This is a genomic window from Micromonospora sp. DT201, from assembly GCF_049841575.1.
GTDB lineage: Bacteria > Actinomycetota > Actinomycetes > Mycobacteriales > Micromonosporaceae > Micromonospora.
Genome location: NZ_JBNCKP010000017.1, coordinates 153608 through 178332, shown reverse-complemented (window position 1 = coordinate 178332; position 24725 = coordinate 153608). Strand labels below are relative to the sequence as shown.

Annotated in this window: 20 protein-coding genes; 9 read left to right on the top strand and 11 right to left on the bottom strand. The window is 71.6% G+C overall.

Annotated elements, in window-relative coordinates:
* Positions 1–80: 80 nt before the first annotated feature.
* Positions 81–620 carry a phospholipase gene (locus ACLQ28_RS25145; protein ID WP_425688730.1) on the top strand — a complete coding sequence of 180 codons (540 nt, stop codon included), beginning with the start codon at positions 81–83 and terminating at the stop codon, positions 618–620.
* A gap of 149 nt (positions 621–769) precedes the next feature.
* Here the strand turns inward: ACLQ28_RS25145 and ACLQ28_RS25140 are convergent, their stop codons facing one another.
* Positions 770–3610 carry an ATP-binding protein gene (locus ACLQ28_RS25140; RefSeq protein ID WP_425688729.1) on the bottom strand — a complete coding sequence of 947 codons (2841 nt, stop codon included), beginning with the start codon at positions 3608–3610 and terminating at the stop codon, positions 770–772.
* Positions 3611–3762: 152 nt separating this feature from the next.
* The gene (locus ACLQ28_RS25135; RefSeq protein WP_425688728.1) at positions 3763–3978 is read right to left on the bottom strand and encodes an FmdB family zinc ribbon protein; all 216 of its coding nucleotides are present in this window, start codon (positions 3976–3978) and stop codon (positions 3763–3765) included.
* A 37-nt stretch (positions 3979–4015) separates the two neighbouring features.
* Between ACLQ28_RS25135 and ACLQ28_RS25130 the strand changes: the two genes are divergently transcribed.
* From ACLQ28_RS25130 to ACLQ28_RS25120, 3 genes are all read left to right on the top strand, one after another.
* The gene (locus ACLQ28_RS25130; RefSeq protein ID WP_425688727.1) at positions 4016–5611 is read left to right on the top strand and encodes a lytic murein transglycosylase; all 1596 of its coding nucleotides are present in this window, start codon (positions 4016–4018) and stop codon (positions 5609–5611) included.
* 72 nt (positions 5612–5683) lie between these two features.
* Complete coding sequence (locus ACLQ28_RS25125) at positions 5684–6700, top strand: GNAT family N-acetyltransferase (RefSeq protein WP_425688747.1); 1017 nt, start codon at positions 5684–5686, stop codon at positions 6698–6700.
* A 93-nt stretch (positions 6701–6793) separates the two neighbouring features.
* A complete protein-coding gene (locus tag ACLQ28_RS25120) occupies positions 6794–10096 on the top strand; it encodes a lamin tail domain-containing protein (protein ID WP_425688726.1) in 3303 nt (1100 codons plus the stop codon).
* Positions 10097–10187: 91 nt separating this feature from the next.
* On the opposite strand, the gene ACLQ28_RS25115 is transcribed toward ACLQ28_RS25120, so the two are convergent.
* From ACLQ28_RS25115 to ACLQ28_RS25090, 6 genes are all read right to left on the bottom strand, one after another.
* A complete protein-coding gene (locus tag ACLQ28_RS25115) occupies positions 10188–10691 on the bottom strand; it encodes a helix-turn-helix domain-containing protein (protein WP_425688725.1) in 504 nt (167 codons plus the stop codon).
* Positions 10692–11001: 310 nt separating this feature from the next.
* Positions 11002–11985, bottom strand: a complete 984-nt coding sequence (gene hemB / locus ACLQ28_RS25110) for a porphobilinogen synthase (RefSeq protein WP_425688724.1) — start codon at positions 11983–11985, stop codon at positions 11002–11004.
* 21 nt (positions 11986–12006) lie between these two features.
* Positions 12007–13587, bottom strand: coding sequence for a uroporphyrinogen-III synthase (locus ACLQ28_RS25105; protein WP_282264353.1), 1581 nt, complete (start codon positions 13585–13587; stop codon positions 12007–12009).
* Positions 13584–14552: a hydroxymethylbilane synthase gene (gene hemC / locus ACLQ28_RS25100; protein ID WP_425688723.1), complete on the bottom strand. Its 969-nt coding sequence runs from the start codon at positions 14550–14552 to the stop codon at positions 13584–13586. The genes ACLQ28_RS25105 and hemC overlap by 4 nt, the downstream gene beginning before the upstream one ends.
* Positions 14549–15946, bottom strand: coding sequence for a glutamyl-tRNA reductase (locus ACLQ28_RS25095; RefSeq protein ID WP_425688722.1), 1398 nt, complete (start codon positions 15944–15946; stop codon positions 14549–14551). Before ACLQ28_RS25095 ends, hemC begins: the two co-directional genes overlap by 4 nt.
* A complete protein-coding gene (locus ACLQ28_RS25090) occupies positions 15943–16713 on the bottom strand; it encodes a redox-sensing transcriptional repressor Rex (RefSeq protein ID WP_425688721.1) in 771 nt (256 codons plus the stop codon). Before ACLQ28_RS25090 ends, ACLQ28_RS25095 begins: the two co-directional genes overlap by 4 nt.
* Before the next feature lie 368 nt (positions 16714–17081).
* On the opposite strand from ACLQ28_RS25090, the gene ACLQ28_RS25085 reads away from it, so the two are divergent.
* Positions 17082–18386, top strand: a complete 1305-nt coding sequence (locus ACLQ28_RS25085; RefSeq protein ID WP_425688720.1) for a sensor histidine kinase — start codon at positions 17082–17084, stop codon at positions 18384–18386.
* Positions 18387–18503: 117 nt separating this feature from the next.
* Positions 18504–19157: a response regulator transcription factor gene (locus tag ACLQ28_RS25080; protein WP_074314799.1), complete on the top strand. Its 654-nt coding sequence runs from the start codon at positions 18504–18506 to the stop codon at positions 19155–19157.
* Here the strand turns inward: ACLQ28_RS25080 and ACLQ28_RS25075 are convergent.
* Positions 19138–19800 (bottom strand): HAD family hydrolase, encoded by a 663-nt coding sequence (locus ACLQ28_RS25075; protein ID WP_425688719.1) that lies wholly within the window; start codon positions 19798–19800, stop codon positions 19138–19140. The genes ACLQ28_RS25080 and ACLQ28_RS25075 overlap by 20 nt on opposite strands.
* 20 nt (positions 19801–19820) lie before the next feature.
* Complete coding sequence (locus ACLQ28_RS25070; RefSeq protein WP_425688718.1) at positions 19821–20075, bottom strand: glutaredoxin family protein; 255 nt, start codon at positions 20073–20075, stop codon at positions 19821–19823.
* Positions 20076–20698: 623 nt separating this feature from the next.
* Here ACLQ28_RS25070 and ACLQ28_RS25065 point away from each other — a divergent pair.
* The 3 genes from ACLQ28_RS25065 (at position 20699) to ACLQ28_RS25055 (ending at position 23807) form a co-directional block, all read left to right on the top strand.
* Positions 20699–21655 (top strand): ECF subfamily RNA polymerase sigma factor, BldN family, encoded by a 957-nt coding sequence (locus tag ACLQ28_RS25065; RefSeq protein WP_425688717.1) that lies wholly within the window; start codon positions 20699–20701, stop codon positions 21653–21655.
* A gap of 281 nt (positions 21656–21936) precedes the next feature.
* Complete coding sequence (locus tag ACLQ28_RS25060) at positions 21937–22812, top strand: DUF5667 domain-containing protein (protein WP_425688716.1); 876 nt, start codon at positions 21937–21939, stop codon at positions 22810–22812.
* Positions 22813–22937: 125 nt separating this feature from the next.
* The gene (locus ACLQ28_RS25055; protein WP_425688715.1) at positions 22938–23807 is read left to right on the top strand and encodes an HAD family hydrolase; all 870 of its coding nucleotides are present in this window, start codon (positions 22938–22940) and stop codon (positions 23805–23807) included.
* 5 nt (positions 23808–23812) lie between these two features.
* Here ACLQ28_RS25055 and ACLQ28_RS25050 read toward each other — a convergent pair whose 3' ends face one another.
* Positions 23813–24670, bottom strand: a complete 858-nt coding sequence (locus ACLQ28_RS25050; RefSeq protein WP_425688746.1) for a lysophospholipid acyltransferase family protein — start codon at positions 24668–24670, stop codon at positions 23813–23815.
* Positions 24671–24725 lie beyond the last annotated feature (55 nt).

Genomic DNA, 24725 nt, shown 5'->3' with positions numbered 1-24725 from the left:
TCAGCTGATCGAGACTCATCGACATCCGGTAACCCACCGGTAACTTCCGGCCCGCCCGCTCACCCCCGCGGAGGTAACCCGTGCCCCGACGTCTCGCCACCCTGTTCGCCTCGGGCGCGCTCGCGCTGCTCGCCACCCTCACCATCGCCTCCCCCGCCGCCGCCGTCACCCCCGCCCAGCGACTCTCCGTGCTGTCCAGTTGGACCCAGACCAGCGCGTCCAGCTACAACTCCTGGAACAGCGCCCGCGTCAATCGGACACCCTGGGCCGAATACAACTTCAACTGGTCCACCGACTACTGCTCGTCCAGCCCGGACAACCCGCTCGGGTTCACCTTCAACCTGGGCTGCTACCGGCACGACTTCGGCTACCGCAACTACAAGGCGGTCGGCCAGTTCCCCGCCAACAAATCCCGACTGGACAGCGCCTTCTACGAGGACCTGAAGCGCGTCTGCGCCACGTACAACCCGATCGTCCGGCCGGCCTGCTACAGCCTGGCCTGGACCTACTACCAGGCGGTCAGCATCTTCGGTTCGGTAGCGGCCGTACAGCAGGCCGACATCGACCGCGCCGCCCGAATGAAGGCCGACGCCGAACGCCGCGCAGCCACCCACCCCTAACCCCCCTAAACCCCCCACCCCCACCCCCACCCCCGCCCAGCTGTGTTGATCAAGAGGTTTGCGTCACCGGAAGCCTGTTCCGCGACGCAAACCTCTTGATCAACAACGGTGAGGGTGGGGGTGGGGGTGAGGTGGGGGTGGGGGTGGGGTTAGGCGCGTTCGGTGCGGGTGGCTGGGCGGCGGGCCGGGTCGACGGGACTGAGCGGGGTTGGCTGGGACAGGCCGGTGCTGAAGCGGGTCGAGTCCGCTGCCAGGTCCGGGTGTTCCACGTCCAGTGCCAGCGCCGCAGCCTCGTCCAATCCCAACTCGGCACCCTCGCCGTACGCGTCATCGAAGGCCGCGTCGCCCAGCACCGCGCGCAACTCCGCCTGCTGTTCGGCCCAGTAGCCACCGTAGATGCCGGGGGTCGCTCGAATGCTCGCCCGGGTGGCCTGCGCTGCTCCGAACAGGCGAGCCGCGGTCAGCCGGTCCCCGCCGATCGCGCAGCGCACCGCGATCGCGTTCAACGTGTCGCACGCCCGGCCGTGGTATCCATGCGCCATCCGAGAACGCAGCGCCACCAACAGGTGCTCATGTGCGGCGATCACATCGCCCCGGGCCAGCGCGACCATCCCGAGCAGCATGTCCACCGAACGCCGGCCCCGCTCCACCGGACGGACCGCCTCCACCGGACGGACCGCACCCAGCAGGTCCGCTGCCTCCTCCAGGGCGCCCCGCCGCCACAGCAACTCGGCCAGGCTGAACACCGCAAGCAGCGCTTCGCCGACCACGTCCTGCCCATGCGCCCAGTCGATGACCTCGCGGCACACCCGCTCGGCCTCGGCGAACTGCCCCATGTCCACGAGTGGCGCGGCCCTGCCGGCGAGCACCCGGGCCAGCAACCCGGCATCTCCGGCCTGTCGGGCGGCCGCCTCGGCCCGCTGGGAGTAGCGCAACTCCTCGGCGAACTCGCCGTCGGCGCCCGCGTGCAGCGAATGCATGTGGTAGACCGCCGCCAGCTCCGCCTCCGGGATCCGCTCACCCGTTTCGGCGAGACGCCCGTACAACCGGAACAACCACAGCCGACCCTCCCGGGCCAAGCCCCGCTCAAGCCACCACTGGTCCAGGCCACCAGCCAGCCCGAGACCGGCGCGGGCACTGCCGCCCGTGGCGGACCACCGCAGTGCGGCGCGAAGCTCCCCGGCCAGCGGGTCGAGTGCATACAGCGACAGCGTGACCGGCCGGCCGTCCTGGCCCAGGTGCGCCCGCTCCACCGCATGGGCCGACCAGGCCACATGCCGGTCCCGGGCGGCCTGCTCCTCACCCGCCTCGACCAATCGCCGCGCCGCGTACGCCCGAATGGGATCGAGCATCCGGTAGGTGCTGCCCGCAGCACGCGGCTCGGCCAACACCATCGACTTGTCCACCAGCACCGAGAGAGGGTCCAGCGGGTCGTCACCCAGCAGCCACTCCACCGTCGCCAGGTCCACCGGCCCGGCGAAGACCGCCAGCCAGCGCAGCAGGCGGGCGGCCCGAGGCCCCAGCGTCCGGTACGACCAGGTGACGGTGGCCTGCATGGTCAGGTGCCGCTCGGTGGCTGAGCGCTGCACCGCCCTGCTCGCCGGGGTGGGGGGCGACGCCCCGGCCGCCGCGGCGACCAGGTCGACGGTGTCCTGCTGGTTGCCGGACCAACCCCGCTCCACCGGTGGCGGATCCGGGTCCTCCCGGCCGGCGTCCAGTGTGCCGAGAACATCGTCAAGTCGCTCGGCGAGTTGGCCGACAGAGAGCACCCGCAGGCGGGCGGCGGCCAACTCGATGGCGAGTGGCAACCCATCCAGCCGCTGCACCACCCGGCGCAGATCGGCCGACTCGTCCGGGTCCGGCTGCCGGCCGCCGCGCGCCGCCGCCGTCCGGTCCAGCAGTAACGCCACCGCGTCGCTCTCCGCACCGTCGGCCCGAGGGTCGACCGAGAGCGGCGGGATCCGCCACACCACCTCGCCCGGCAGACTGAACGACTCACGACTCGTCGCCAGCACCCGCACGCCGCCCCCGCCGGACAGCAACCGCGCGATCACCTCCGCGCAGGCCGCCGGTTGGGTGTCGCAGGTGTCCAGCACGACCAGCATGCGGCGGCCGGCCACGTGCTCGACCAGGGTGTCCAGCATCGGCCGGCCCGGCTCGGGTCGCAGGCCGAGCACCGCGGCGATCGCGAACGCCACCAGCCCCGGGTCGGTCACCGTGGCGATGTCGACGAACCAGACCCCATCCGGGTACGCCTCGACCATTCCACTGGCCAACTCCACGGCGAGCCGGGTCTTGCCCGCGCCGCCCGCGCCCAGCACCGTGACGAGGCGGTGCTTCTCCACCAGCAGGCTCAGCTCGACGCGCTCGGCCTGCCGGCCGACGAAGGAGGTCACCTGGGTCGGCAGGTTGTGCGCCACGGCGTCGGCGGTGCGAGGTCGGGGGAACTGCCGCTCCAGGCCCGGCGCGACCAGTTGGAAGAGTCGTTCCCGGTCGTCGAAGCCGCGCAACCGGTGCAGGCCCAGGTCGAGCAGGGTCGCGCCGGGTGGCAACGGCTCGGCCCGACGGGCGGTGGGCGCCGAACAGAGCACCTGCCCGCCGTGCGCGGCGGCGGCCACCCGAGCGGCGCGGTGCACCTCGGGGCTGGCGTAGTCGCCGTCGCGCGGCTCCGCGTAGCCGGTGTGCAGGCCCATCCGCACCCGGGGTGCGGCCTCAGTGGTGGGCCAGTCGTGGTTGGACAGCGCCCGCTGGGCGGTCAGGCACGCCGTCAGTGCCGCGGCCGCGTCCTCGAAAGCCAGGAAGAACGAGTCGCCCTCGGTCAGCAGCTCCGCGCCACCTGTGCTGGCCAGCGTCCGGCGCAGCAGCCGTCGATGCTCGGCGAGCACCGGGCGGTAATCCGGGCCGAGTAGCTGAGCCAGCCGGGTCGAGCCCTCGATATCGGTGAACACGAAGGTCACCCAACCGCTCGGGAGCTGGATCCGTGGCGACATGCGTGGAACCTCCGCCCGTGACGTCGGGTTCATGCTGCCTGAGTCTGCGTGGTCACGCATCGTGAGAACGGCCGGGCAGGTGCCGCCTCAAAGTGCCACTCGGACCCACTCCCGGCAAGGCCAGCCCGCCAGGTGACTGCGAACTGGCCAGATCAGCAGCCGCAGGCGCCGCCGCAGCAGCCACCGCCGGCGGCCGCCGGGGCGCCACCAACGGCACCAGACCGGCCGGTGACCGCGACCGCGGAAAGCAGCTTGACCGTGTCGGCGTGTCCCTGCGGGCAGGTAGCCGGGTCAGCGGCCGCCGCCATCGAACGGTTGACCTCAAAGGTGTCGCCGCAGGCGCGGCAGCGGAACTCGTACCGGGGCATGGCACCCAGGGTACGTGGATCTGACGTTCCGCGGAGCATGGGTGATACTCGACGGGTGGTGGACGGCGAGGACGACACGCGTGTGCAACCGTTACGACCGGCCGCGCCGCTGGACGGGCCGTTGGAGGGCTCGGGGGCCGCGCCCGACCCGGTGCGCGCGCTGCCCCGCCCCCGCCGACCCTGGCTGAGCGGCCGGTCCGGGGTTGCGCCGACCGCACCTGCCGCCAAGCCCGGCCCGGCCGACCCCGCCAAGCCCGGCCCGGACGCGCGGGCCACCGCCCCCGGCACGAAGGCCCCGGCCGAGCCCGACCCGGTCGCCCGCATCCAGACCAAAGGCCCGGAAACCGCAGGCGCAAAGACTGAAGGCGCGAAGACCGACAGCGCGAAGACCGACAGCGCAGCGGTCGAGGGCCCGACAACCGAAGACGCGAAGACCGACAGCGCGAAGAGCAACAGCGCCAAGACCGCCGGCAGCAAGAGCGACGGCAGCGCCAGCGGGCCGGCCGCGTCGAAGCCTGCCGCCGGGTCGAAGGCCGAAGTGCCGGCTGACGATGCGAAGACCGTCATCGTGACCGGCACTGCGGATCTGGCGAAAACCAGTGTGGACGAATTGCCCGCAGTGCCGGTGTCCGGACCCGCCCGGCGCCGGCGGGTGCCGTTCGCGCACGCGCTACGGCTGCCGCCGCGCCAGGCAGCCGCCTCCGCCGCCCGCGCGACCCGTGCCTGGGCTCGCCGGCCGAGTGGTCGGCTCACCCTGCCCGGCCTCTTCCTGCTGGCGCTGGTGGCCGCGACCGCCGCGGCGGGCGCGCTGCTCGTGCCGGCCACGATCCGCGCACCCCGCACGGTCGCGGACGACTCCTCGGCCGGGCCGACCGCAGCCGCACCGCCGGGAGTGCCGTCCGAGGTCCCGACCGGCACGCTACCCGGCGGTGCGCTACCCAGCGGATATCCCAGCGGGCTACCCAGCGGATATCCCAGCGGGCTACCGAGCGGATATCCCAGTGGGCTACCAAGCGGGTATCCCAGCGGGTATCCAAGCGGCGGGCCGGTGACCGGAGCCCGGCCCTCGGACGCTCTGGCCGTTTGGGCTCAGCAGGTCGGCGCCAAGGTGGGTGTCCCGGCCGTCGCCATGCAGGCGTACGGCTACGCCGAGCTGATGCTCAACCAGACCAACCGCAGCTGCGCGCTGAGCTGGACCACGCTGGCGGCGATCGGTCAGGTCGAATCGGGGCACGGCTCGGCCAACGGCGCACGGCTCGGGCAGGACGGCAAGGCGCTGCCGAAGATCATCGGACTGCCGTTGGACGGCAAGGACGGGCGGATGCGGATCATCGACACCGACCGCGGGTCTCTCGACGGGGACACGATCCTCGACAAGGCGATCGGTCCGATGCAGTTCATCCCGAGCACCTGGCAGGAGATCGGCGCGGACGCGGACAACGACGGATCCAAGGACCCGCACGACCTGGACGACGCCGCCCTGGCAGCGGGCAACTACCTCTGCAAGGGCGGCCGTAACCTGAGCATCCCGAGCGACTGGTGGAACGCGATCCTGTCCTACAACGACGTGCGGCGTTACGCCCAGGACGTCTACGACACCGCGAACCGGTACGGACGGGCCAGTCGCCCGTGACGTGATCGTCTCGATACGTTGGAGAACTGGACACTTCCCCCAGGCACCTGTTAGCGGCAAGCTAGACGGGTGATGGTGCGCGAGTGGGACCCGAGGACCGCGTCGTCCGCCGAGATCGCGTCGCTGCTGGCCACGCTGAACGCGGTCCTGGCGGCCGATCTGCCGCAGGACCCTCCGTGGCGGGAAACCTCGCTGCGGGAATATCTCGCCGAGGTGATGCCCGGCGAGCGGCGGATCTCCTGGATCGCCCAGGCCGAACCGACCGCCCCCGACGACCCGGGCGCGGTGCTCGGCCAGGTTCATGTGCTGCTCCTCGGTGACATCGGCGTGCTCGAGGTGCTCGTGCACCCGTCGGTGCGGCGCAGCCACCTCGGTCGTGACCTGGTGTTGCGTGCCGCCCGCCGGGTCTACCAGGAGGGCTTCCAGTCGATCGGGGTCGAGGTGGTCGGCGACACGCCGGCGGTCGGGTTCTACGAGTCGCTCGGCTTCACCCGGGAGTACGTGGAGACGCGCAGCGTGCTCGACCTGACCGCAGTCGACTGGGCCGAACTGGCCCAGATGGCCACCGGCGTGGCGGCGGGCTACCACCTGGAGTTCTTCCCTGGTGGGCCACCGGATGACCTGATCGAGGCGTACGCGCGGGCGAAGGCCGAGGTGCGCGACGTCGACGACGGTGAGTTGCGCCCCAGCTCCTACGACCCGGAGCGGCTGCGCGACAGCCTCGACACCCTGCACCGGCGGGGCATGAAACCGTACATCGTGCTTGCCCGGCACGAGCAGAGCGGCGAGGTGGCCGGCCTGACCGAGGTGGTGGTCCCGGCGCAGCACCCGACCCGCGCCGACCAGTACGACACGATCGTCGCGCAGGACCACCGGGGCTACGGCATCGACCGGGCGATCAAGGCCCGAATGCTGTTGGAGCTGCGCTCCGCGGAGCCGGAGCTGATCGAGGTGCAGACCTGGAACGCGCAGGCCAACGAGGCGATGCTGAAGGTCAACGCCGAGCTGGGTTACCGGCCTGACCGCGACTGGTGCGAATACAGCGTCGACGTCGCCGAGCTGGTGCACCGCCTCGACCCGCCACGCTGAGGGAATTCACGGAACTGTCCACTAAGGGATGGACGGTGGACAGTCGCGCACCTTAACGTGCGTTGACTCCCATCCACCCATCGTGGAGGCCCTATGCGCCCGCGCCGCTCAATCGCCGCGCTCGCGACCGCCACCGCCGCCGTGACCATCACGGCGCTCGGCGTCGCACCCACCGCGGCCAGCGCCGCGCCCACCGACCTGTTCATCTCGGAGTACGTCGAAGGTTCGTCGAACAACAAGGCGATCGAGCTGTTCAACGGCACCGGCGCTCCGGTCGACCTGAGCGCCGGCGGCTATCAGCTCCAGCTCTACTTCAACGGCTCCACCACTGCCACCACGATCGCGTTGACCGGGAGCGTGGCCGCGGGTGACGCGTTCGTGTTCGCGAGCGCCTCGGCCGGGGCCACCATCCTCGCCCAGGCCGACCAGACCACCGGGGCGAGCCTGTTCAACGGTGACGACGCGATCGTGCTGCGCCGCGGCACCATCGTGCTCGACTCGATCGGGCAGGTGGGCGCCGATCCGGGCACCGAGTGGGGTGCGGGCGCCACCAGCACCGCCGACAACACGCTGCGCCGCCTGTCGACCGTGGCGGGCGGCGACACCGACCCGTCGGATGCGTTCGACCCCGCCGCGCAGTGGGCCGGCTTCCCGGTCGACACCTTCGACGGCCTTGGCACGCACACCCTGGACGGCGGCGGCCCGGTCGACATCCCAGCCACGTTGACCTGTGGCGGTCCGCTGGTCACTGCTGCGGGCACACCGGCGAGCCGGGAGGTCACCGCCACCGACCCGGACGACACGATCGTCGACCTGGCGGTGACCGCGGTCAGCCCGACCCCGGCCGCCGGCTCGATCACCCGCACCGCGTTCACCCCCGCCGAGGGCGTCGGCGACACCGCCCACGCCACGGTCGGCGCGAGCGCCGATCTCGCCGCCGGGGCGTACACCGTCGCACTGACCGCGACCGACGCGGGCGGCGGCACCGCCACCTGCACGCTGGTTGTGCAGGTGACCCGGGAGTTGACCGTCGGCGAGGTGCAGGGCCCGACCACCGACGCCGAGTCCGCGCCGACCGACCGGTCGCCGCTGGCCCCGGCGAGCGGCAACGGCACGAGCAGCACGATGTACGACGTACGCGGCGTGATCACCCAGTTGACCCTTGCCCGCACCGCCGCCGGGGCGGAGCAGCACGGCTTCTTCCTGCAGAGCCGTACCGGCGACACCGACGGCGACCCGACCAGTTCCGACGGCATCTTCGTGTTCATGGGCACGTTCACGTCGCTGATCGGCGGCTACGTCCCGACGGTCGGCGACGAGGTCGTGCTCCGGGCCCGGGTGTCGGAGTACTACAGCTTCACCCAGCTCTCCGGCGCTTCCCTGGTCCGCCGGATCGGCGGCGGGCTGACCGTGGACACGGCGGTCGCGGTGACTGACGCGGTGCCGCCGGCCGAGTGGGCCGACGCGCAGCGTTTCTGGGAGCGGCACGAGGGCACCCGGATGCGGGTACGCGCAGGCAGTGGCGCGGTGAGCGGACGGGACGTCTTCTCCTCCACGGCCGACGCCGAGCTGTGGGTGGTCGACCGGGACGACCCGTTGCTGGACCGGGCCGACCCGTACGCCCGGCGGGTCTTCCGTGATTCGCACCCGCTGGACAACGACCCGACGCGCCGCTTCGACGACGGCAACGGCCAGCGGGTGCTGCTCGGCAGCATGGGCGTGAAGGCCACCGCCGGGGACAGCACCGCGCTGCTCCCGCCGGCGCACACCTTCGACACGCTGCGCGCGGACGCGGTAGGCGCGGTCTACTACTCGTTCGAGAAGTACGGCGTCCAGGTGGAGCGGGCAGAGTTCGGTGCCGGGGCCGACCCGTCGAAGAACAACCCGCCCAAGCCAGCCGACCGGTCGCAGGAGGTGGCTGTCGCCACCTACAACGTGGAGAACCTGTACGACTACCGGGACGACCCGTTCGACGGCTGCGACTTCGCCGGTAACGCCGGCTGCGTGGGCGTCGACCCGCCGTTCGACTACGTCCCGAGCAGCGAGGCGGAATACCGCGAGCAGTTGACGGCACTCGCCGACCAGATCGTCTCGGATCTGCACGCACCGGATCTGATCCTGGTGCAGGAAGCCGAGGACCAGGACATCTGCACGGTCTCCGGGGCTGCGCTGAGCTGCGGCGACACCAACAACGCCGATGGCGCTCCGGACAGCATCCAGGAGTTGGCGCTCACGGTGGCGGCGGCCGGCGGGCCCGCGTACGCCGCTGCCTATGACCGGACCGGCGCGGACGCCCGCGGTATCACCGCGGCCTTCCTGTACCGCACGGACCGGTTGTCGTTGGCGGCCGCGACGGCGAACGACCCGCTGCTCGGCTCGGCACCGACCGTTCAGTACCGCGCGGCGGGACTGCCGGCCAACGCCGACGTGCAGAACCCGAAGACACTCAACGCGGTGCTGCCGTCGGACGTGGACACCTCGACCGGTCGGGACGGGAACAACGTCTTCACCCGCGCACCCCAGTTGGGCAAGTTCAGCGTGGCCGCGGCACCTGGTTCGACCGAGCGGTTCACCCTGTACGCGCTCAGCAACCACTACTCGTCCGGCCCCGACAGTCGGGTCGGGCAGCGGCGGGAGCAGGCGAGGTACGGCGCGGCGATCGTCACCGCGATCGAGTCGGCCGACCAGACCGCCAGGGTGGTCTACGGCGGGGACCTGAACGTGTTCCCCCGCCCGGACGATCCGTTGCCCTTTGGGCACCAGGGGCTCAGCGCCACCGGCAGCCAGCCGACGCCGTCGGACCAGCTCGCCCCGCTCTACGAGGCGGGCCTGCACAACCTGTGGGACAACCTCGTCGCGGATGTGCCGGCGTCCGCCTACTCGTACAGCTTCGAGGGGCAGGCGCAGACACTCGACCACCTGTTCGTCAACGACGCGTTCTACGGCGACCTGGTGCAGGTGCGGGCGGCGCACATCAACGCCGACTGGTCGGCGGAGTTCACCGGCGACGGGTCGCGCGGTTCCAGCGACCACGACCCGCAGGTGGCAAGGTTCCGGTCCCGGGCGTCGCTGACCGTAGCCGACACGACGGTGGTCGAGGGTAACCAGGGCAACCGGCAGCTCACCTTCACCGCCACCGTGTCCCGGCCGTTGTCCCAGCCGGTGCTGCTCTGCGCCGCCACCGTCGGCCTCACGGCGCAGGGCGGCTCGGATTTCGACCCGTACGCCGGTTGCAAGGTGTTGGCTGCCGGGCAGACGTCGGTCGCCTTCCCGGTGACCGTGCGTGGTGACCGGAAGCGGGAGTCGGACGAGAAGTTGACCCTGCTCGTGGCCGGCGTGCCCGGCCTACGACTGGCCGACCCGCTGGCGACGGGCACCATCACCAACGACGACTGATCCGCCAGGCGCTCGTAGAAGCGGCCCGCCGTCCGGATTTCGCCCCGGACGGCGGGCCGTTCGTCGTTTGTCCGGGCGCGTCAACCTGTACTCAGTAGTAGTCCTGGACGATCGGCGGGGGTGGCACGTTGCGGTGCTGCGCCACCCGCACCTCCCACTGGCTGCGTCGGCGTCGCGCCTCGCGGTCTGCCGAACTGCGGTGGTAGGTCTCCGGAGGCCGGGCCAGCCCGTAGATGTCCCCCCACCACTCCCCCTGCTCAGGGTCGAGAATGGTGTCCAGGTGCGAGGGATAACGGCGACCCGCGCCGTCGTGAACGTCCTCGCGGTCGGCCATCGGTTGGATGACCCGGCCCTCCTGGTCCACGACTGTCAGATAGAGCCCGGCCGCAGCGAGCAAGCGCTCCAGCACGGCCAAACTCGGTGTCATGCTGCCGGCCTCGACCTTTCCCACGGTCGAGGGTGAAACCTTGGCGAATCGCGCCATCTGGCGCTGACCCAGTCCTTTGATACGGCGAGCCCGACGCACCAGGCCGGCGATGGGAAAGCGACCGATGGTGGGGCCGGGGGACGGAGGAGGAACGAGCGCCGAAGCCATGCGGCCACAATCCGTAACCCGAACGCTCGGCGCAATCCCTGTGGAGAAACCTGTGGACAACTATTGAGAGCCGGGGGCCGAGGGCATCCCACGCCACCTTTGCTCTGCTTCAGCGGAGGCAACACTCAGAGGCCCGAACTGTTGCCTCCGCTGAAGCAGAGCAAAGGGCGGGAATAGGTACACCAGGGCGGGCGCAGCCCAAGGAAGGAGAGGCGCAGCCCAAGGAAGGAGAGGCGCTGCCCAAGGCGCGCGGGCGCAGCCGTAGCGCGGGGCGGTCACAAGGCGATGAAGGCGATGAAGGCGATGATCGTCAGTAGCGCTGGCGGAGCAGCTCGGCAGCCTCGACCGCCCAGTAGGTGAGGATGACCTGCGCGCCGGCCCGCTTGATCGAGGTGAGCGTCTCCAGCATCACCCGCTCCCGGTCGATCCAGCCGTTCGCGGCCGCTGCCTCGACCATCGCGTACTCGCCGGAGACCTGGTAGGCGGCGACCGGGACGTCCACCGCGGCCCGGACCGCCGACACCACGTCGAGGTAGGGCAGCGCCGGCTTGACCATCACCAGGTCGGCACCCTCGGCGACGTCCAACGCCACCTCGCGCAGCGACTCCCGCAGGTTGGCCGGGTCCTGCTGGTAGGTGCGCCGGTCGCCCTCCAGCGCCGACTCCACCGCCTCCCGGAACGGGCCGTAGAAGGCAGAGGCGTACTTCACGGCGTACGCCAGCACCGAGACGTCCTGGTGCCCGGCGGCGTCGAGCGCCCGGCGTACCACACCGACCTGGCCGTCCATCATCCCGGACGGCCCGACCATGCCGACCCCGGCGGCGGCCTGGGCCACCGCCATCTCGGCGTACGCGGCCAGGGTGGAGTCGTTGTCGACCTCCCCGTCTCCGGTGAGCAACCCGCAGTGCCCGTGCGAGGTGAACTCGTCCAGGCACAGGTCGCTCATCACCACCGCGGCGTCGCCCACCTCGGCCACCACGTCGCGGATGGCGACGTTCAGGATGCCGTTCGGGTCAATGCCGCCGGAGCCGGTCGGGTCCCGCTGCTCCGGCACGCCGAAGAGCATGATCCCGCCGACACCAGCCTGGACCGCCTCGGCCGCAGCCTTGCGCAGCGAGTCCCGGGAGTGCTGGAGCACTCCCGGGAGCGACGAAATGGCCCGGGGCTCGGTGAGCCCCTCCTTGACGAACATCGGCACGACCAGCTCGGCCGGGTCGACCCGGGTCTCGGACACCAGCCGACGGATCGCCGGGGTGCGGCGCAGACGGCGGGGCCGGATCTCGGGGTACGACATGAGCAGGCCTTCCTCGAACGACTACCGGAAGCGCAGGGCGGTCGGCCCCTGCACCTTCGAACCACGGCGCTGCTTGGCCGGCATTGCGGCAAGCTTCTCGCGCAGCTCGACGGCGTAGGCGGCGAGCGCCTCCACCAGGTCGGGCACCGAGGCGTGCGGCGGCTGGACGTCGACCCGCAGGCCGAACTCCGTCGCGGTCTCCGCCGTCTTGGGCCCAATGACGGCAACAACGGTACGCGCGTGTGGCTTCCCGGCGATACCGACGAGGTTCCGCACGGTGGAGGATGACGTGAACAAGACAGCGTCGAACCCGCCCGACTTGATCGCGTCGCGGATCTCGGCGGGCGGCGGCGCGGCCCGCACCGTCCGGTAGGCGGTCACGTCGTCGACCTCCCAGCCGCGCTCGGTGAGCCCGGCGGCGAGCGTCTCGGTGGCGATGTCGGCGCGCGGCAGCAGCACCCGGCCCACCGGGTCGAGGATCTCGTCGTGCGGGGAGAACTCGGCCAGCAGCCCCTCGGAGGACTGCTCCCCGGCGGGGATCAGCTCCGGCTGGATGCCGAACGCGCGGACCGCGTCCGCCGTCGCCTCGCCGATGCAGGCGATCTTGACGCCGCCGAAGTGCCGGGCGTCCAGACCGTGCTCGGCGAACTTCTCCCAGACCGCGCGGACCGCGTTCACCGAGGTGAAGATCACCCAGGCGTACCGGCCGTCGACCAGGCCCTTGACCGCCCGCTCCATCTGGGCCGGGGTGCGCGGCGGCTCGACCGCGATGGTCGGCACCTCGCACGGGATCGCTCCGTACGCGCGCAGCCGGGCGCTCATCGCGCCAGCCTGCTCCTTGGTACGGGGTACGAGCACCTTCCAGCCGTACAGCGGGCGGTTCTCCCACCAGCTCAGCTTGTCGCGCTGGCCCACCCCGACACCGACGGTGAGCACCACCCGGCCGGTGAAGCCGAGGGCTGCGGCCACGAAGCTGTCGACGGTCGACGTGGTCGTGTACTGGGTCTCGCCGGTGCCGTCGCCGGTCACACCGACGCCGGTGGTGCCGTCGACCCCGGCAGCGAGCAGCCCGTCCCGGACGGCGGCGAGGTCACCGGCGTCCACGGCGAGCGCGAGCGAACCCCGGCCGACGGCCGTGGCCAGCGCCTCGAAGTCCAGTGCGCTGACGTCCTCGACGTCGGCGGCCGTACGCACACCCGGCAGCGGGACGCCCGCGTAGGTGGCCACACCCTCGGCCTGGCCCACGCCGGGCACCACCTCGAAGTGGGCGGCGGTGCGGGCCACTGCCTGCACCTCCTTCACGACCGAGTCGTGGCCGAACGGGTCGCCGGCGACCAGGTGCACCGCGTTCAACCCGGACCGGGCCGCGGAGATCAGCACCTTCGCCACGTCCCCCGGCACGCCTTCGGCGGGGGTGAACTCGGCGTCGTCCCTGGCCTCGGCGCGGACGACGGCGAGCAACGACTCCGGGACTCCCCGGTCGTAGATCACCTGGTCGGCGTCGACCAGGGCGTCGTGCGCCCGACGGGTCAGCAGACCCGGGTCACCGGGGCCAGCCCCGACGAACGCGATACGGCCGACGGGCTTACGGGTGCGGGTCATTCTGTGCTCCCAAATTGCTGGGTCCCCGGGCCGGTGTGTCCTTCGTGGCCGAGGATCGAGTCGGCGCCGAGGTCGAGGAGTTCGGCGGCGAGTGCCTTACCGATCTCCGCCGCGTCGGCGGGCGTTCCGGTGCGGGACAGCCGGAGGTCACGAGTGCCGTCCGGGCTGATCACCGCCCCGCGCAGGTAGATCTCATCGCCGGTATCGCCCTCGGCGAGTTCCGCGTAGGCGGCAACGGGTGCGCTGCACCCGGCCTCCAGGGTTGCCAGAAACGCGCGTTCCGCGGTGACCGCAGCACGCGACGGTGCGTGGTCGAGCACCGCGAGCAGCTCGACCAGGTCCTGGTCGTCGACCCGGCACTCCACGGCCAACGCACCCTGGGCGGGGGCGGGCAGCATCAGCATCGGATCCAGCGTCTCGGTGATCACGTCGGCCCGACCGATCCGGGCCAGCCCGGCTCGGGCCAGGACGACGGCGTCGAGGTCGGCCTCGGGGCCGACCACCCGCGCCAGGCGGGTGTCGATGTTGCCGCGGATCGGGGTGACCTCCAACTGCAGCCCGAGGGCGTGCAGTTGGGCGATCCGGCGCAGCGCACCGGTGCCAACGGTCGCCCCGGGCGGCAGCTCGGCGAGCGTCCGGCCGCCCTGGGCGACCAGCGCGTCGCGCGGGTCCAGCCGGGCCGGCACGGCCGCGATGTGCAGCCCGGCGGCGGCAGCCGTGGGCAGATCTTTGTACGAGTGCACCGCGAAATCGATCGTCCTCGCGGTCAGTGCGTCGCGCAGCGCGGAGACGAACACCCCGACGCCGAGCCGGTGCACCGGCGCGTTGGAGCGGTCGCCCGCGGTGACAACCTCGACCAGCTCGACCGGGCGGCCGGTGGCGACGGTCAGCGCCTCGGCGACCTGGCCGGACTGGGCCATCGCCAGGGTGCTGCCCCGGGTGCCGAGGCGCAGGGGGGCGGTCATCGCGCACCTCCGGTGGGTGGGGTCGGCTCGGCGGCGTCGGCTCCGAACACCGATTCGATGCCGGGGAGCGCGATGCCGAGGTCGGGGGTCAGCACGTCCGGGACAGTGTCGACCGGTGAGGTCTGCGGCACCTCGAGGTCGAACAGCTCGCGCAGCAGGGCCGCGTACTGGTCGCCGCCGGGCTCCGCGGCCAACTGGCGGACCTTCACAGTGGGCTGGTGCAGCAGCCGCTGCACGACCCGGTGCACTGTGCGGGCCACCTCGGCCCGCAGGTCGTCGCCGAGGTCGGGGCGTCGCTGAGCCAACCGGCGCAGCTCGGCGGTGACCACGTCGTCGGCCCGACCGCGCAGCGCGGCCACGGTGGGTGCCACGTCGGCGCCGCGCAACCAGGTGAGGAAGCCCTCCACCTCGCCCAGCACGATCCGTTCGACGGCGGCAGCGTCCGCAGCTGCGGGACCGTCGGCGAGCAGTGCCGCCATCCGGTCGATGTCGATCACCTCGACGCCGGGCAGCTCGGCGACGCCCTCCTCGACGTCGCGCGGAACGGCCAGGTCGAGCAGGACCAGAGGGCCTCGGCCCGGGTCCCGCTGGGCCAGCGCCGAGCTGACCACCGCACGGGTGAGGACCGGTTCGGTGGACGCGGTGGCGGCCACTACGATGTCCACTGTGGAGAGGGTGTCGACCAGCTCGGTCATCGGCGCGGCACTCGCCCCGTACGACTCGGCGAGCCGGACGGCACGGTCGGCACCCCGGTTGCTGACGGTGAGCGGCCCGGCGCCCAGCCGGGACAGCGTGGCCACCCCGAGCGAGCCCATCGCGCCAGCGCCGACCACCAGCGCCGGATGGCCGGCGAGATCACCGTCGAGGTGCCCGGCGGCCAGCTCCAGCGCGGCGGTGACGACGCTCTGGCCGGCCCGGTCGATGCCGGTCTCGGCGTGGGCCCGCTTACCGACCCGCAGAGCCTGCTGCATCAGCTCGTGCAGCAGCCGGCCGGCCGAGTCGGCGCCAGTGGCCCAGTGGTACGCGTCACGCAGTTGCCCGAGGATCTGCGCCTCGCCGACCACCATCGAGTCCAGACCGGTGGCGACACGGAACACGTGGTCCACGGCAGCGGTGTCGTAATGCACGTACAGGTGACTGGCGAGCGCCGCCGGCGAGCTGCCGGCCTGCTCGGCCAGGGCGGCGCAGACGTCACCGAGCCCGCCGTGGAAACCGGACACTGCGGCGTAGACCTCCACCCGGTTGCAGGTGGAGACGATGACCGCCTCGGACACGTACGGCTGGGCGACCAGGCGGCCCAGGGTGCGGGTCAGGTCGGCGGGAGGAACGGCCAGCTGCTCCAGCGTGGCGACTGGGGCGGTCCGATAGGACGCGCCGACGACGAGCAGTTTCACGTGCCGATCGCCTCCTGGGTGTCGGTGGCCGCGAACCCGCCTGGCAGGGCGGTGAGAGCGGACCCGCCGGTGGCGGGCAACGCGGTCAGCGACGCCTTGCGGTGCTCGTGGAAGGACAGAATCTGCAGCTCGATGGCGAGGTCGACCTTGCGCACGTCGACCCCCTCCGGAACCGAGAGTACGCACGGCGCGAAGTTGAGGATGCTCGTCACGCCGACGGCGACCAGTTGGTCGGCGACCTGCTGGGCGGCGGCGGCCGGGGTGGCGATCACGCCGATCGCGAGGGATTCCTCCGCGGCGACCGTCGGCAGATCGTCGACATGCCGTACTACCAGGCCGTTGATCTCCTCGCCGACTCGGGAGGGATCGGCGTCGAGCAGTGCGGCGATCCGGAAGCCTCGGCCGGCGAAGCCGTCGTAGCCGGCCAGAGCGTGACCGAGATTACCCACGCCGACAAGGGCGACCGCCCGGCGTTGGGTGAGCCCGAGCACATTCTCGATCTGCTCGATCAGCAGCACGACGTCGTAGCCGACCCCCCGGGTGCCGTACGAGCCGAGGTGGGAGAGGTCCTTGCGGAGCTTGGCGGAGTTGACTCCGGCGGCAGCGGAGAGGCCCTCACTGGACACCGTCTCGTACCCGGCGTCGGCGAGGTTGTGCAGCGCGCGCAGGTACTCCGGGAGCCGAGCGACGGTCGCCTCGGGCAGATCCGGGAGCGTCGGTACGGCACCGGCGCGGCCGGGCGCGCCTGGGTGACGGTGCTGACTCATGAGACTCCGTGCGGTGCGATCCTCGGCCAACTCCGCTGGTCGGCCGCTTATGGACTCCCGCTGGCGACCGAGGTTGCCGGCTGTGCTAGCAGGGCGCGTCGGAGTCACAGAGTAGGCGCTTGTGAAGACGTGCACAAATCGCGATCTTGCCGCTGCGTGACGCAACCTCACCAGCACCTCCATTCCGCAAGATCGATCCGGCGAGTCCTCGCCGCGCCGGCCGGGCGATTATTGCTCAATCCCGACTTCTCTGACCAATCCCGCGCCGGGCCTCGCTCTGCCGTCCCCGACGTGGTAGGGACAGCACTACGAGGGAGAGGCAGGGCTTCGGGATGGGGATGGAAGGCACGGATGCCTAGCCTTTGGGCATGACCGCAGTTGCCGCCCCCAACGACCAACCGATGCTGGCACCGAGCATCCCCCGCCAGCTCTTCGTCGACTCCGGGTACGTGCTGCTCGGTCTGCCGCTGGCGGTGGCCAGCTTCGTCGTCCTCCTCGTCGGCCTCGCGGTCGGCATCGGGCTGGTGGTCACGGTGATCGGCCTGCCGATCCTCAGCGGCACCCTCTACGCCGCCCGTGGGCTGGCCGACGTCGAGCGGCTACGGCTGCCCGCGGTGCTCCGGCAGCCCCGGATCCGCCCCCACTACCGGCTGCCCGAGGCGGGAGCCAACGTCTGGCGGCGGATCTTCGTGCCAATGCGGGACGCCCAGTCCTGGCTCGACCTGGCACACGGCATCCTGCGGCTGATCGCGGCGTCCGGCACCTTCATAGTGACCTTGGCCTGGTGGGCCGCGGCCATCACCGGCTCGCTCTACTGGGCCTACGACTGGGCCCTGCCCCGAGCCGACGGCGTGGATGACCAGGACCTGGCGCAACTGCTCGGCCTGGGCAACTCGACCACCGCCCGGATCGGTCTGTACACCGCGCTCGGAGTGTTCTTCCTGATCACGCTGCCGATCGTGGTTCGGGGCTGCGCGCTACTCCAGGCCAGCTTCGCCAAGGCCATGCTGACCGGGGTGGCCGAGATGCGCGACCGGATCACCGTGCTGGAGGAGCAGAAGCGGGCCGCAGTGTCCGCCGAGGCGTCCGCGCTGCGCCGGTTGGAGCGCGATATCCACGACGGCCCCCAGCAGCGCCTGGTCCGCCTGGCGATGGACCTCAGCCGAGCCCGGATGCAGCTCGCCTCGGACCCGGAGGCCGCCGGCCGGACCATCGACGAGGCGGTCACCCAGACCCGGGACACGCTGGCCGAGCTGCGGGCACTGTCCCGGGGAATCGCCCCACCGATCCTGGTCGACCGGGGCCTACCCAGCGCCCTGGCCGCGATCGCCGGACGCGGGCTCATCCCGATCGAGCTCCAGGTGGACCCGCAGCTGGGCACCCCGGCAGGGCGGCTCGACCCGGCGGTGGAGAACACCGCGTACTTCGTGGTGTCCGAGGCTCTGACCAACGTCGCCAAGCACAGCCGGGCCACCGAGGCCACGGTGGCCGTGGCCCGGCAGGGCACCCAACTCCAGGTGCGGGTCGGCGATGACGGGCAGGGCGGCGCGCACCTGGCCAAGGGGCACGGGCTGGCCGGTATCGCCGACCGGGTCCGGGCTGCCGGCGGTGACCTGATGGTGGTCAGCCCCGCCGGCGGTCCCACCGAGATCCGCGCGGAGCTACCCCTGTGAGCGCGAGGAGTGAGCCGGGTTTGCGAGCCCCGCAGTCGCGAACGAAGGAGATGCTGTGAGCGACCGGGCACCGCGCCGAACCCTCAGGACAGGCCGAACGTGGTAGACAACACAGCCATGCGAATCGTTATCGCCGACGACGCCGTCCTGCTCCGAGAGGGGCTCGTACGGCTGCTGACCGAGAGCGGGCACCAGGTGGTGGCCGCCGTCGGGGACGGCGACGCGCTCGTCGAGGCGGTGGTGGAGCACCGGCCCGACGTGTCGATCGTCGACGTGCGGATGCCTCCGTCACACACCGACGAGGGACTGCGGGCGGCGGTGGAGGCGCGGCGGCTGGTGCCGCGTACCCCGATCCTGGTGCTCTCCCAGTACGTCGAGGTCTCGTACGCCGATGATCTGCTGGCCACCACCGGCGGCGCCGGCGGCGGCATCGGCTACCTGCTCAAGGACCGGGTGGCCGCGATCGACGAGTTCCTGGACGCGCTGCGCAGGGTGGCGGCCGGCGGCACGGTGCTCGACCCGGAGGTGGTCGGCCAGCTGTTCGCCCGGCGTCGCCGGGACGACCCGCTGCGCGAGCTGACCCCCCGCGAGCGCGAGGTGCTCGCGCTGATGGCCGAGGGTCGCTCGAACACCGCCATCGCCCGCGCCCTGGTGGTCAGCGACGGCGCGGTGGAGAAGCACGTGCGCAACATCTTCACCAAGCTCACCCTGCCGCCGGACACCGAGCAGCACCGGCGGGTGCTCGCCGTCCTCACCTATCTGCGGAACTGACCTCCAGGGCCAGCGCCACCGCGTCGGTGAGGGTGTCCGCCACCGGGTGACCGGAGGCGCGCAGCCGGGTCGGGTCGGTGAACCCACCGGCGTAGAGCACCGCTCGGCCGCCCACCGCGAGCGCCGCATCCGCGTCGTCGATGGAGTCGCCGATCAGCACAACCGAGGCACCGTCCACGCCCAACTCCGCCAGGTGCAGCTGGAGCGACTCGGCCTTACGGTCGCCGCCGACCGTGGCCCGCAGCCCGTCGACCCGGGCAAAGTGGCCGGTCAACCCGTACGTGTGCACGGTCGGCACCAACTCCTCGTGGAACCACATGGAGAGCAGGCTCTGGCTGCCCGGCCAGGCGGCCATCGCGGTGCGCGCGTCGGCGGCCAGCTCACAGGTGGTCAACCCGGTGCGGTACGCGTCGTGGAAGATCCGATCCAGTCGACCGAACTCGTCGTCGTCCACGGCCTGCCCGAGCACCTCGGCGTAGTACTCGGCGATCGGCCTGCGAAACCGCATCCGATGCTCGTCGAGGGTGACCGTCGGCCCGCCAAGGCTCGTGAACACGACGTTGGTGGCGGACACCACCAGACTGAGGTCGTTGAGCAGAGTGCCGTTCCAGTCCCACACGAGGTGAGGGTGCGCAGGGGTCATCTGAGCACCCTAGGCACCGCTCAGAGTTGCGGCGTGGTCAGGTCCCGCAGCAGCCGGTCCTCCTCGACCCGCCAGTAGCCGTGCTCCTTGCCGTCGAGCATCACCACCGGCAACCGGTCCCCGTACTCCCGCTCCAGCCCCTCGTCGCTGGTGACGTCCCACTCGACCCACTTGTCGCCGGTGACCGCCACCACCCGGTCGAGCGCGGCCTTGGCGTCGTCGCACAGGTGGCAACCGGGTCGGGTGATCAGGGCGAGCCGGGCGTCAGTGGACATCGGTTACCTCCGTGGGGTGTCGGCGATCGCCGGTGGGTCGGTCGGCATCGTCGCCCCGGCGCCGGCACCACGTTACGTCCGCACAGTCTTGTCCGCGCCCGGACGGCGATGTCGCAGAGTCCCGTACACGGGACTATCCTGTGTGCCACCGGTGGCACGATCGGGTCCTGCCGAGGGGATGCGCGACGCCGTCCACAGACGGTTCGGCCGCGCCCGCGCCGCCACCCGAGGCGGCGGGTCAGCCGAACGGGCAACACACCCCCACCAGGGTATCCATCCTGGAACACCGGGCCGACGGAAAGTCAATCGCACACGACGGACAACCGGTCCGCCGCCGGTACGCGGGAGCGGGAAATACTTCCGCCTTGTGTAACGGACTTGCCACGCGCGGGTGACGTTGGCCCTATCATCACTCGGGTCGGGTCACCCCATTTGCCGTGAGTCGACACCCCTCAGCCCGAGGAGGCCCCCGTGCCTGTCAGTGCATTGGACCAGCACCTCCAGGGGATTTGCCGCCCGCCGGCAACCCCCGCGACCGTCCTACCCGACCGGCTGCCCGGTCGGTCCGCCCCGACGAGACACAGACCGGCCCGCCCGGCGACCGACGGTACGGGGGCAACCCGGTGACCACCTTCGGTTACGCGGAACGCCCGGTCGGCCTGACCGGTCAACCGGCACGCTCCCACGTCAACGAGCGACCGGCGGCCCGTGCCCCGCTGGACGATGCACACGACACCGCCGTGTTAGGCGACGGCGCGGCGCAACGGACCCGCAGCCGGCCACACCACAACGAGCCGCCGCCGCGGCCCGCGGTGCCCGGCGGAAACGCGAGACCGACCGGCGGCCGGGTTGCCGTTCCGCCCCGGCAGACCATGCCTGCGCAGGGTCGACGGGGCAGCGAAACACCGGTGGTGACCACCGACCCGGCGGCGGGCGAGACAGCGGTGATCCCGGCAGTGCCGGCCAGCACCGCCACCACCCCGACCGGCTTCCCGAGCCGCCCAGACCCGTCCGACCCGGCCACCGAGGTCTGGAAGCTGATCGAGCGGGCCCAGGCCGGTGAGTCCGAGGCGTTCGGTCTGATCTACGACCGGTACGTGGACACCGTGTTCCGGTTCGTCTACTTCCGGGTCGGCAACCGCCAACTCGCCGAAGACCTGACCTCGGACACCTTCCTACGCGCGCTGAAGCGGATCGGCAGCTTCACCTGGCAGGGCCGTGACCTCGGCGCCTGGCTGGTGACGATCGCCCGCAACCTGGTCGCGGACCACTTCAAGTCGGGCCGGTACCGGCTGGAGGTCACCACCGGCGACGTGCTCGACGCCGACCGGGAAGACCGGGGCCCGGAGGGCAGCCCGGAAGCGGCGGTGGTGGAGCACATCACAAACGTCGCGCTGCTCACCGCCGTGAAGCAGCTCAACCCGGAGCAGCAGGAGTGCATCGTGCTCCGCTTCCTGCAAGGCTTCTCGGTCGCCGAGACGGCCCGTGCGATGGGCAAGAACGAGGGTGCAATCAAGGCACTCCAGTACCGGGCGGTCCGCGCTCTGGCCCGACTCCTGCCCGACGGCTTCCAGCCGTAGTTTGTTGCGGCGGGACCGATGGGCGTCGATCGACGTCCGTGCAGCTCAGAGTCGGTCCCGCCCGGTGACGACGATCACTTTCTGTAATTTCCGCCCCGCCAGGCCCGTAACCCGTGCCCGGTCCGCCGCGTTTCTCCGGGTGCGACCGGTGGACGTCCCGGCAGGGCCCGGGTCACCGAGGTCCGACCGGCATGCCGGTGGCACCTCACCTCCGTGGTGTCACATTGCCATCCGGTTGCTGGCAACGACGGCGGCCGACCGGCCGTGACCAGCGAGAGGAGGTGCCTGCGGTGGACGACATCCTCTTCTCTCGCCGGCGCGCCGAGCGCTTCGCGCAGCTTCTCGACGAGGCCAACGGCGCTCGGCGACACCACGTTCGATCTCGAGTGGACGGTCAACTCGCGCCGCTCGTCGTAGTGGGCCAACGGCTCAGCGTCGACCCCCCGGCTGTCGAAGTGGACCAGGACTTCCGTACCGGCCTGCGGGCGATGCTGCTCGCAACCGCCGAACGGGAAGGGCTGGGCACCACACCAGCCGCCAGCGAACCGGCCGCCACGACCACACGTGGGCGGCTACTGCCGGCGGCCACCGCCCGGCGGGCCCGAGCCCGGGGCGCGATCCTGGTCGGCGTCGCCGCCGGCGCCATCGCCGTCTCCGGCATCTCCGCCGCAAGCGAGAACGCGGTGCCCGGCGACGCGCTGTACGGCATGAAGCGCTCGACCGAACGGGCTCAACTCGCACTGGCCAGCTCCGACATCAGCCGAGGTCAGCTCTTCCTGGACTTCGCCCGGACCAGACTCGGCGAGGCCGCCGAGCTGCGCGGTGACCGGATCGGCTACAGCGCGGTCCTCGACGACATGGACGCCGACACCCGGCAGGGCGTTCGCCTGCTGACCACCGCCGCCGTGCAACGGGCCGAGCCGGGGAGCCTGGACACCCTCAACGCCTTCCTCACAGGCCAACGCCGGGCGGTGAGCGGTCTGCTCGACGGGAGCACCCGCGCCGACCGGGACCGGACCCAGCGGTCGCTGGACCTGCTGAGCAGCGTCCGGGAGCGCTCGGATGCACTGCGGGCAGCGATCGCCTGCGGCCTGCCGGCGCCGACCCTCAGCGACGCCCTCGGCCCCGCTCCGAGCGCCTGCCCCGGGGCTCGCTGACCGGCGCTCCTATACCGCACGTCGGACCGGCCGCGGCACAGTTCGTTGTGTGCCCGGCCGGTCGACCATGAGCGGCGGCTACCCTCGCTGGAGGCAACTGTCGTAGCGGTGCGGAAGGAGGTCGCGTGGCGCGCAGCCGTAGGGTGACGGTCAGCACCGACACCGAGGGGCACACCGCAGGCTGGGCGGAGACCGACCTGGCCCCGGCCACCACCCCGGACCCGACCGCCGCAGCATTCTTCGACGTGGACAACACGATGATGCGGGGCGCGTCGATCTACTGGTTCGCCCGCGGGCTCGCCTCCCGAAATTACTTCACGGCCGCCGACCTGGCCCGATTCGCCTGGCAGCAGCTCCGGTTCCGGCTACTGGCCCGCGAGCACGCCGGTGACATGTCCCTGGCCAAGGAGGCCGCGCTGGCCTTCGTCGAGGGTTGGCGCGTCGACGACGTGGAGCATCTCGCCGAGGAAATCTTCGACGAGATGATGGCTCCCCGGATCTGGGCCGGCACCCACCAGCTCGCGCAACGTCACCTGGACGCCGGCCAGCGGGTCTGGCTGGTCAGCGCCGCCCCAGTGGAGATCGGCCGGGTGATCGCCTCCCGGCTCGGCCTGACCGGTGCCATCGGCACGGTGGCCGAGGTGGTGGACGGGGCGTACACCGGGCGGTTGGTGGGTGACCTGATGCACGGGCCAGCGAAGGCCGAGGCGGTCACCCAGCTCGCCGGGGTGGAAGGGCTCGACCTGACCCGCTGCGCGGCCTACAGCGACTCGGCCAATGACCTGCCGCTGCTCTGCGCGGTGGGCAGGGCGGTGGCCGTCAACCCGGATGCTGCGCTGCTGCGGCAGGCCCGCCAGCACGGCTGGGAAGTGCGGGACTTCCGCACCGGCCGTCGGGCCGTCAAGATCGCCGTACCGTCGACGGCGGCAGCCGGACTGGTCGCTGGCGCGGTCACCGCCGGGCTGGCATTACAGCGCCGCCGCCGCGCTGGCTGAGTCTCTCAGGGGCCGAACGGGTCGGGCCGTCGCTCCAGCAGCGTGTGCAGGGTCTGCTGGATGGTCTCCCGCACCTGGTCAGCGAGGTTGAAAACCACCAACGGGTCGTCCGCCGAGTCGGTCAGGTGGGCCGTGGGGATCGGCGGGCAGAACTCGATCAGCCACTTGCTGGGCAGCGGCACCATGCCCAACGGCCCGAGCCACGGGAAGGTCGGCGTGACCGGGAAGTAGGGCAACTTGAGCAGCCGCGCCAAAGGCTTGATGTCGGCGAGCATCGGGTAGATTTCCTCGCCGCCGACGATGGCCACCGGCACGATCGGGGTGCCGGTGCGCAGCGCCGCCGAGACGAACCCGCCGCGCCCGAAACGTTGCAGCTTGTACCGGTCGGCGTACAGCTTGCCGATGCCCTTGAAACCCTCAGGGAACACACCGACCAGATCGCCGCCACCGAGCAACCGCTCGGCATCCGGGTTGCAGGCCACCGTGCCGCCGGTCTTGCGGGCAAGCTCGGAGACCACCGGCATCCGGAAGACCAGGTCAGCGCCGAGCAGCCGCAGGTACCGGTGGGCGGGGTGCTTGTCGTGCAGCGCCGCCGAGAGGATCAACGCGTCCAGCGCCACAGTCCCCGAATGGTTGCCGACCACCAGGGCGGGACCATCGACGGGCACGTTCTCGACCCCACTGACCTCGGTGCGGAACCAGTCGCGGTAGAGCAGCCGCAGCAGTGGGTGGAAGACGGCGTCGGTCAACTCCGAGTCGAAGCCGAACTCGTCGACCTCGTAGTCGCCGGAGAGCCGCCGGCGCAGAAACGCCAGGCCGTTCGCGACCTTACGGTCCCAATGCTCCCCCGGCCGGTCCGGCACCGCCGGCCCGACCGAGCGGACCTGGGCCGCCGGTCGATGTCCGTTGAGCCGCGCC

Bases quoted from the DNA above. Each gene is read 5' to 3' on its own strand.
- ACLQ28_RS25140 (WP_425688729.1), bottom strand. From the start codon at position 3,610: ATGTCGCCACGGATCCAGCTCCCGAGCGGTTGGGTGACCTTCGTGTTC.
- ACLQ28_RS25135 (WP_425688728.1), bottom strand. From the start codon at position 3,978: ATGCCCCGGTACGAGTTCCGCTGCCGCGCCTGCGGCGACACCTTTGAG.
- ACLQ28_RS25130 (WP_425688727.1), top strand. From the start codon at position 4,016: ATGGGTGATACTCGACGGGTGGTGGACGGCGAGGACGACACGCGTGTG.
- ACLQ28_RS25125 (WP_425688747.1), top strand. From the start codon at position 5,684: ATGGTGCGCGAGTGGGACCCGAGGACCGCGTCGTCCGCCGAGATCGCG.
- ACLQ28_RS25120 (WP_425688726.1), top strand. From the start codon at position 6,794: ATGCGCCCGCGCCGCTCAATCGCCGCGCTCGCGACCGCCACCGCCGCC.
- ACLQ28_RS25115 (WP_425688725.1), bottom strand. From the start codon at position 10,691: ATGGCTTCGGCGCTCGTTCCTCCTCCGTCCCCCGGCCCCACCATCGGT.
- hemB (WP_425688724.1), bottom strand. From the start codon at position 11,985: ATGTCGTACCCCGAGATCCGGCCCCGCCGTCTGCGCCGCACCCCGGCG.
- ACLQ28_RS25105 (WP_282264353.1), bottom strand. From the start codon at position 13,587: ATGACCCGCACCCGTAAGCCCGTCGGCCGTATCGCGTTCGTCGGGGCT.
- hemC (WP_425688723.1), bottom strand. From the start codon at position 14,552: ATGACCGCCCCCCTGCGCCTCGGCACCCGGGGCAGCACCCTGGCGATG.
- ACLQ28_RS25090 (WP_425688721.1), bottom strand. From the start codon at position 16,713: ATGAGTCAGCACCGTCACCCAGGCGCGCCCGGCCGCGCCGGTGCCGTA.
- ACLQ28_RS25085 (WP_425688720.1), top strand. From the start codon at position 17,082: ATGACCGCAGTTGCCGCCCCCAACGACCAACCGATGCTGGCACCGAGC.
- ACLQ28_RS25080 (WP_074314799.1), top strand. From the start codon at position 18,504: ATGCGAATCGTTATCGCCGACGACGCCGTCCTGCTCCGAGAGGGGCTC.
- ACLQ28_RS25075 (WP_425688719.1), bottom strand. From the start codon at position 19,800: ATGACCCCTGCGCACCCTCACCTCGTGTGGGACTGGAACGGCACTCTG.
- ACLQ28_RS25070 (WP_425688718.1), bottom strand. From the start codon at position 20,075: ATGTCCACTGACGCCCGGCTCGCCCTGATCACCCGACCCGGTTGCCAC.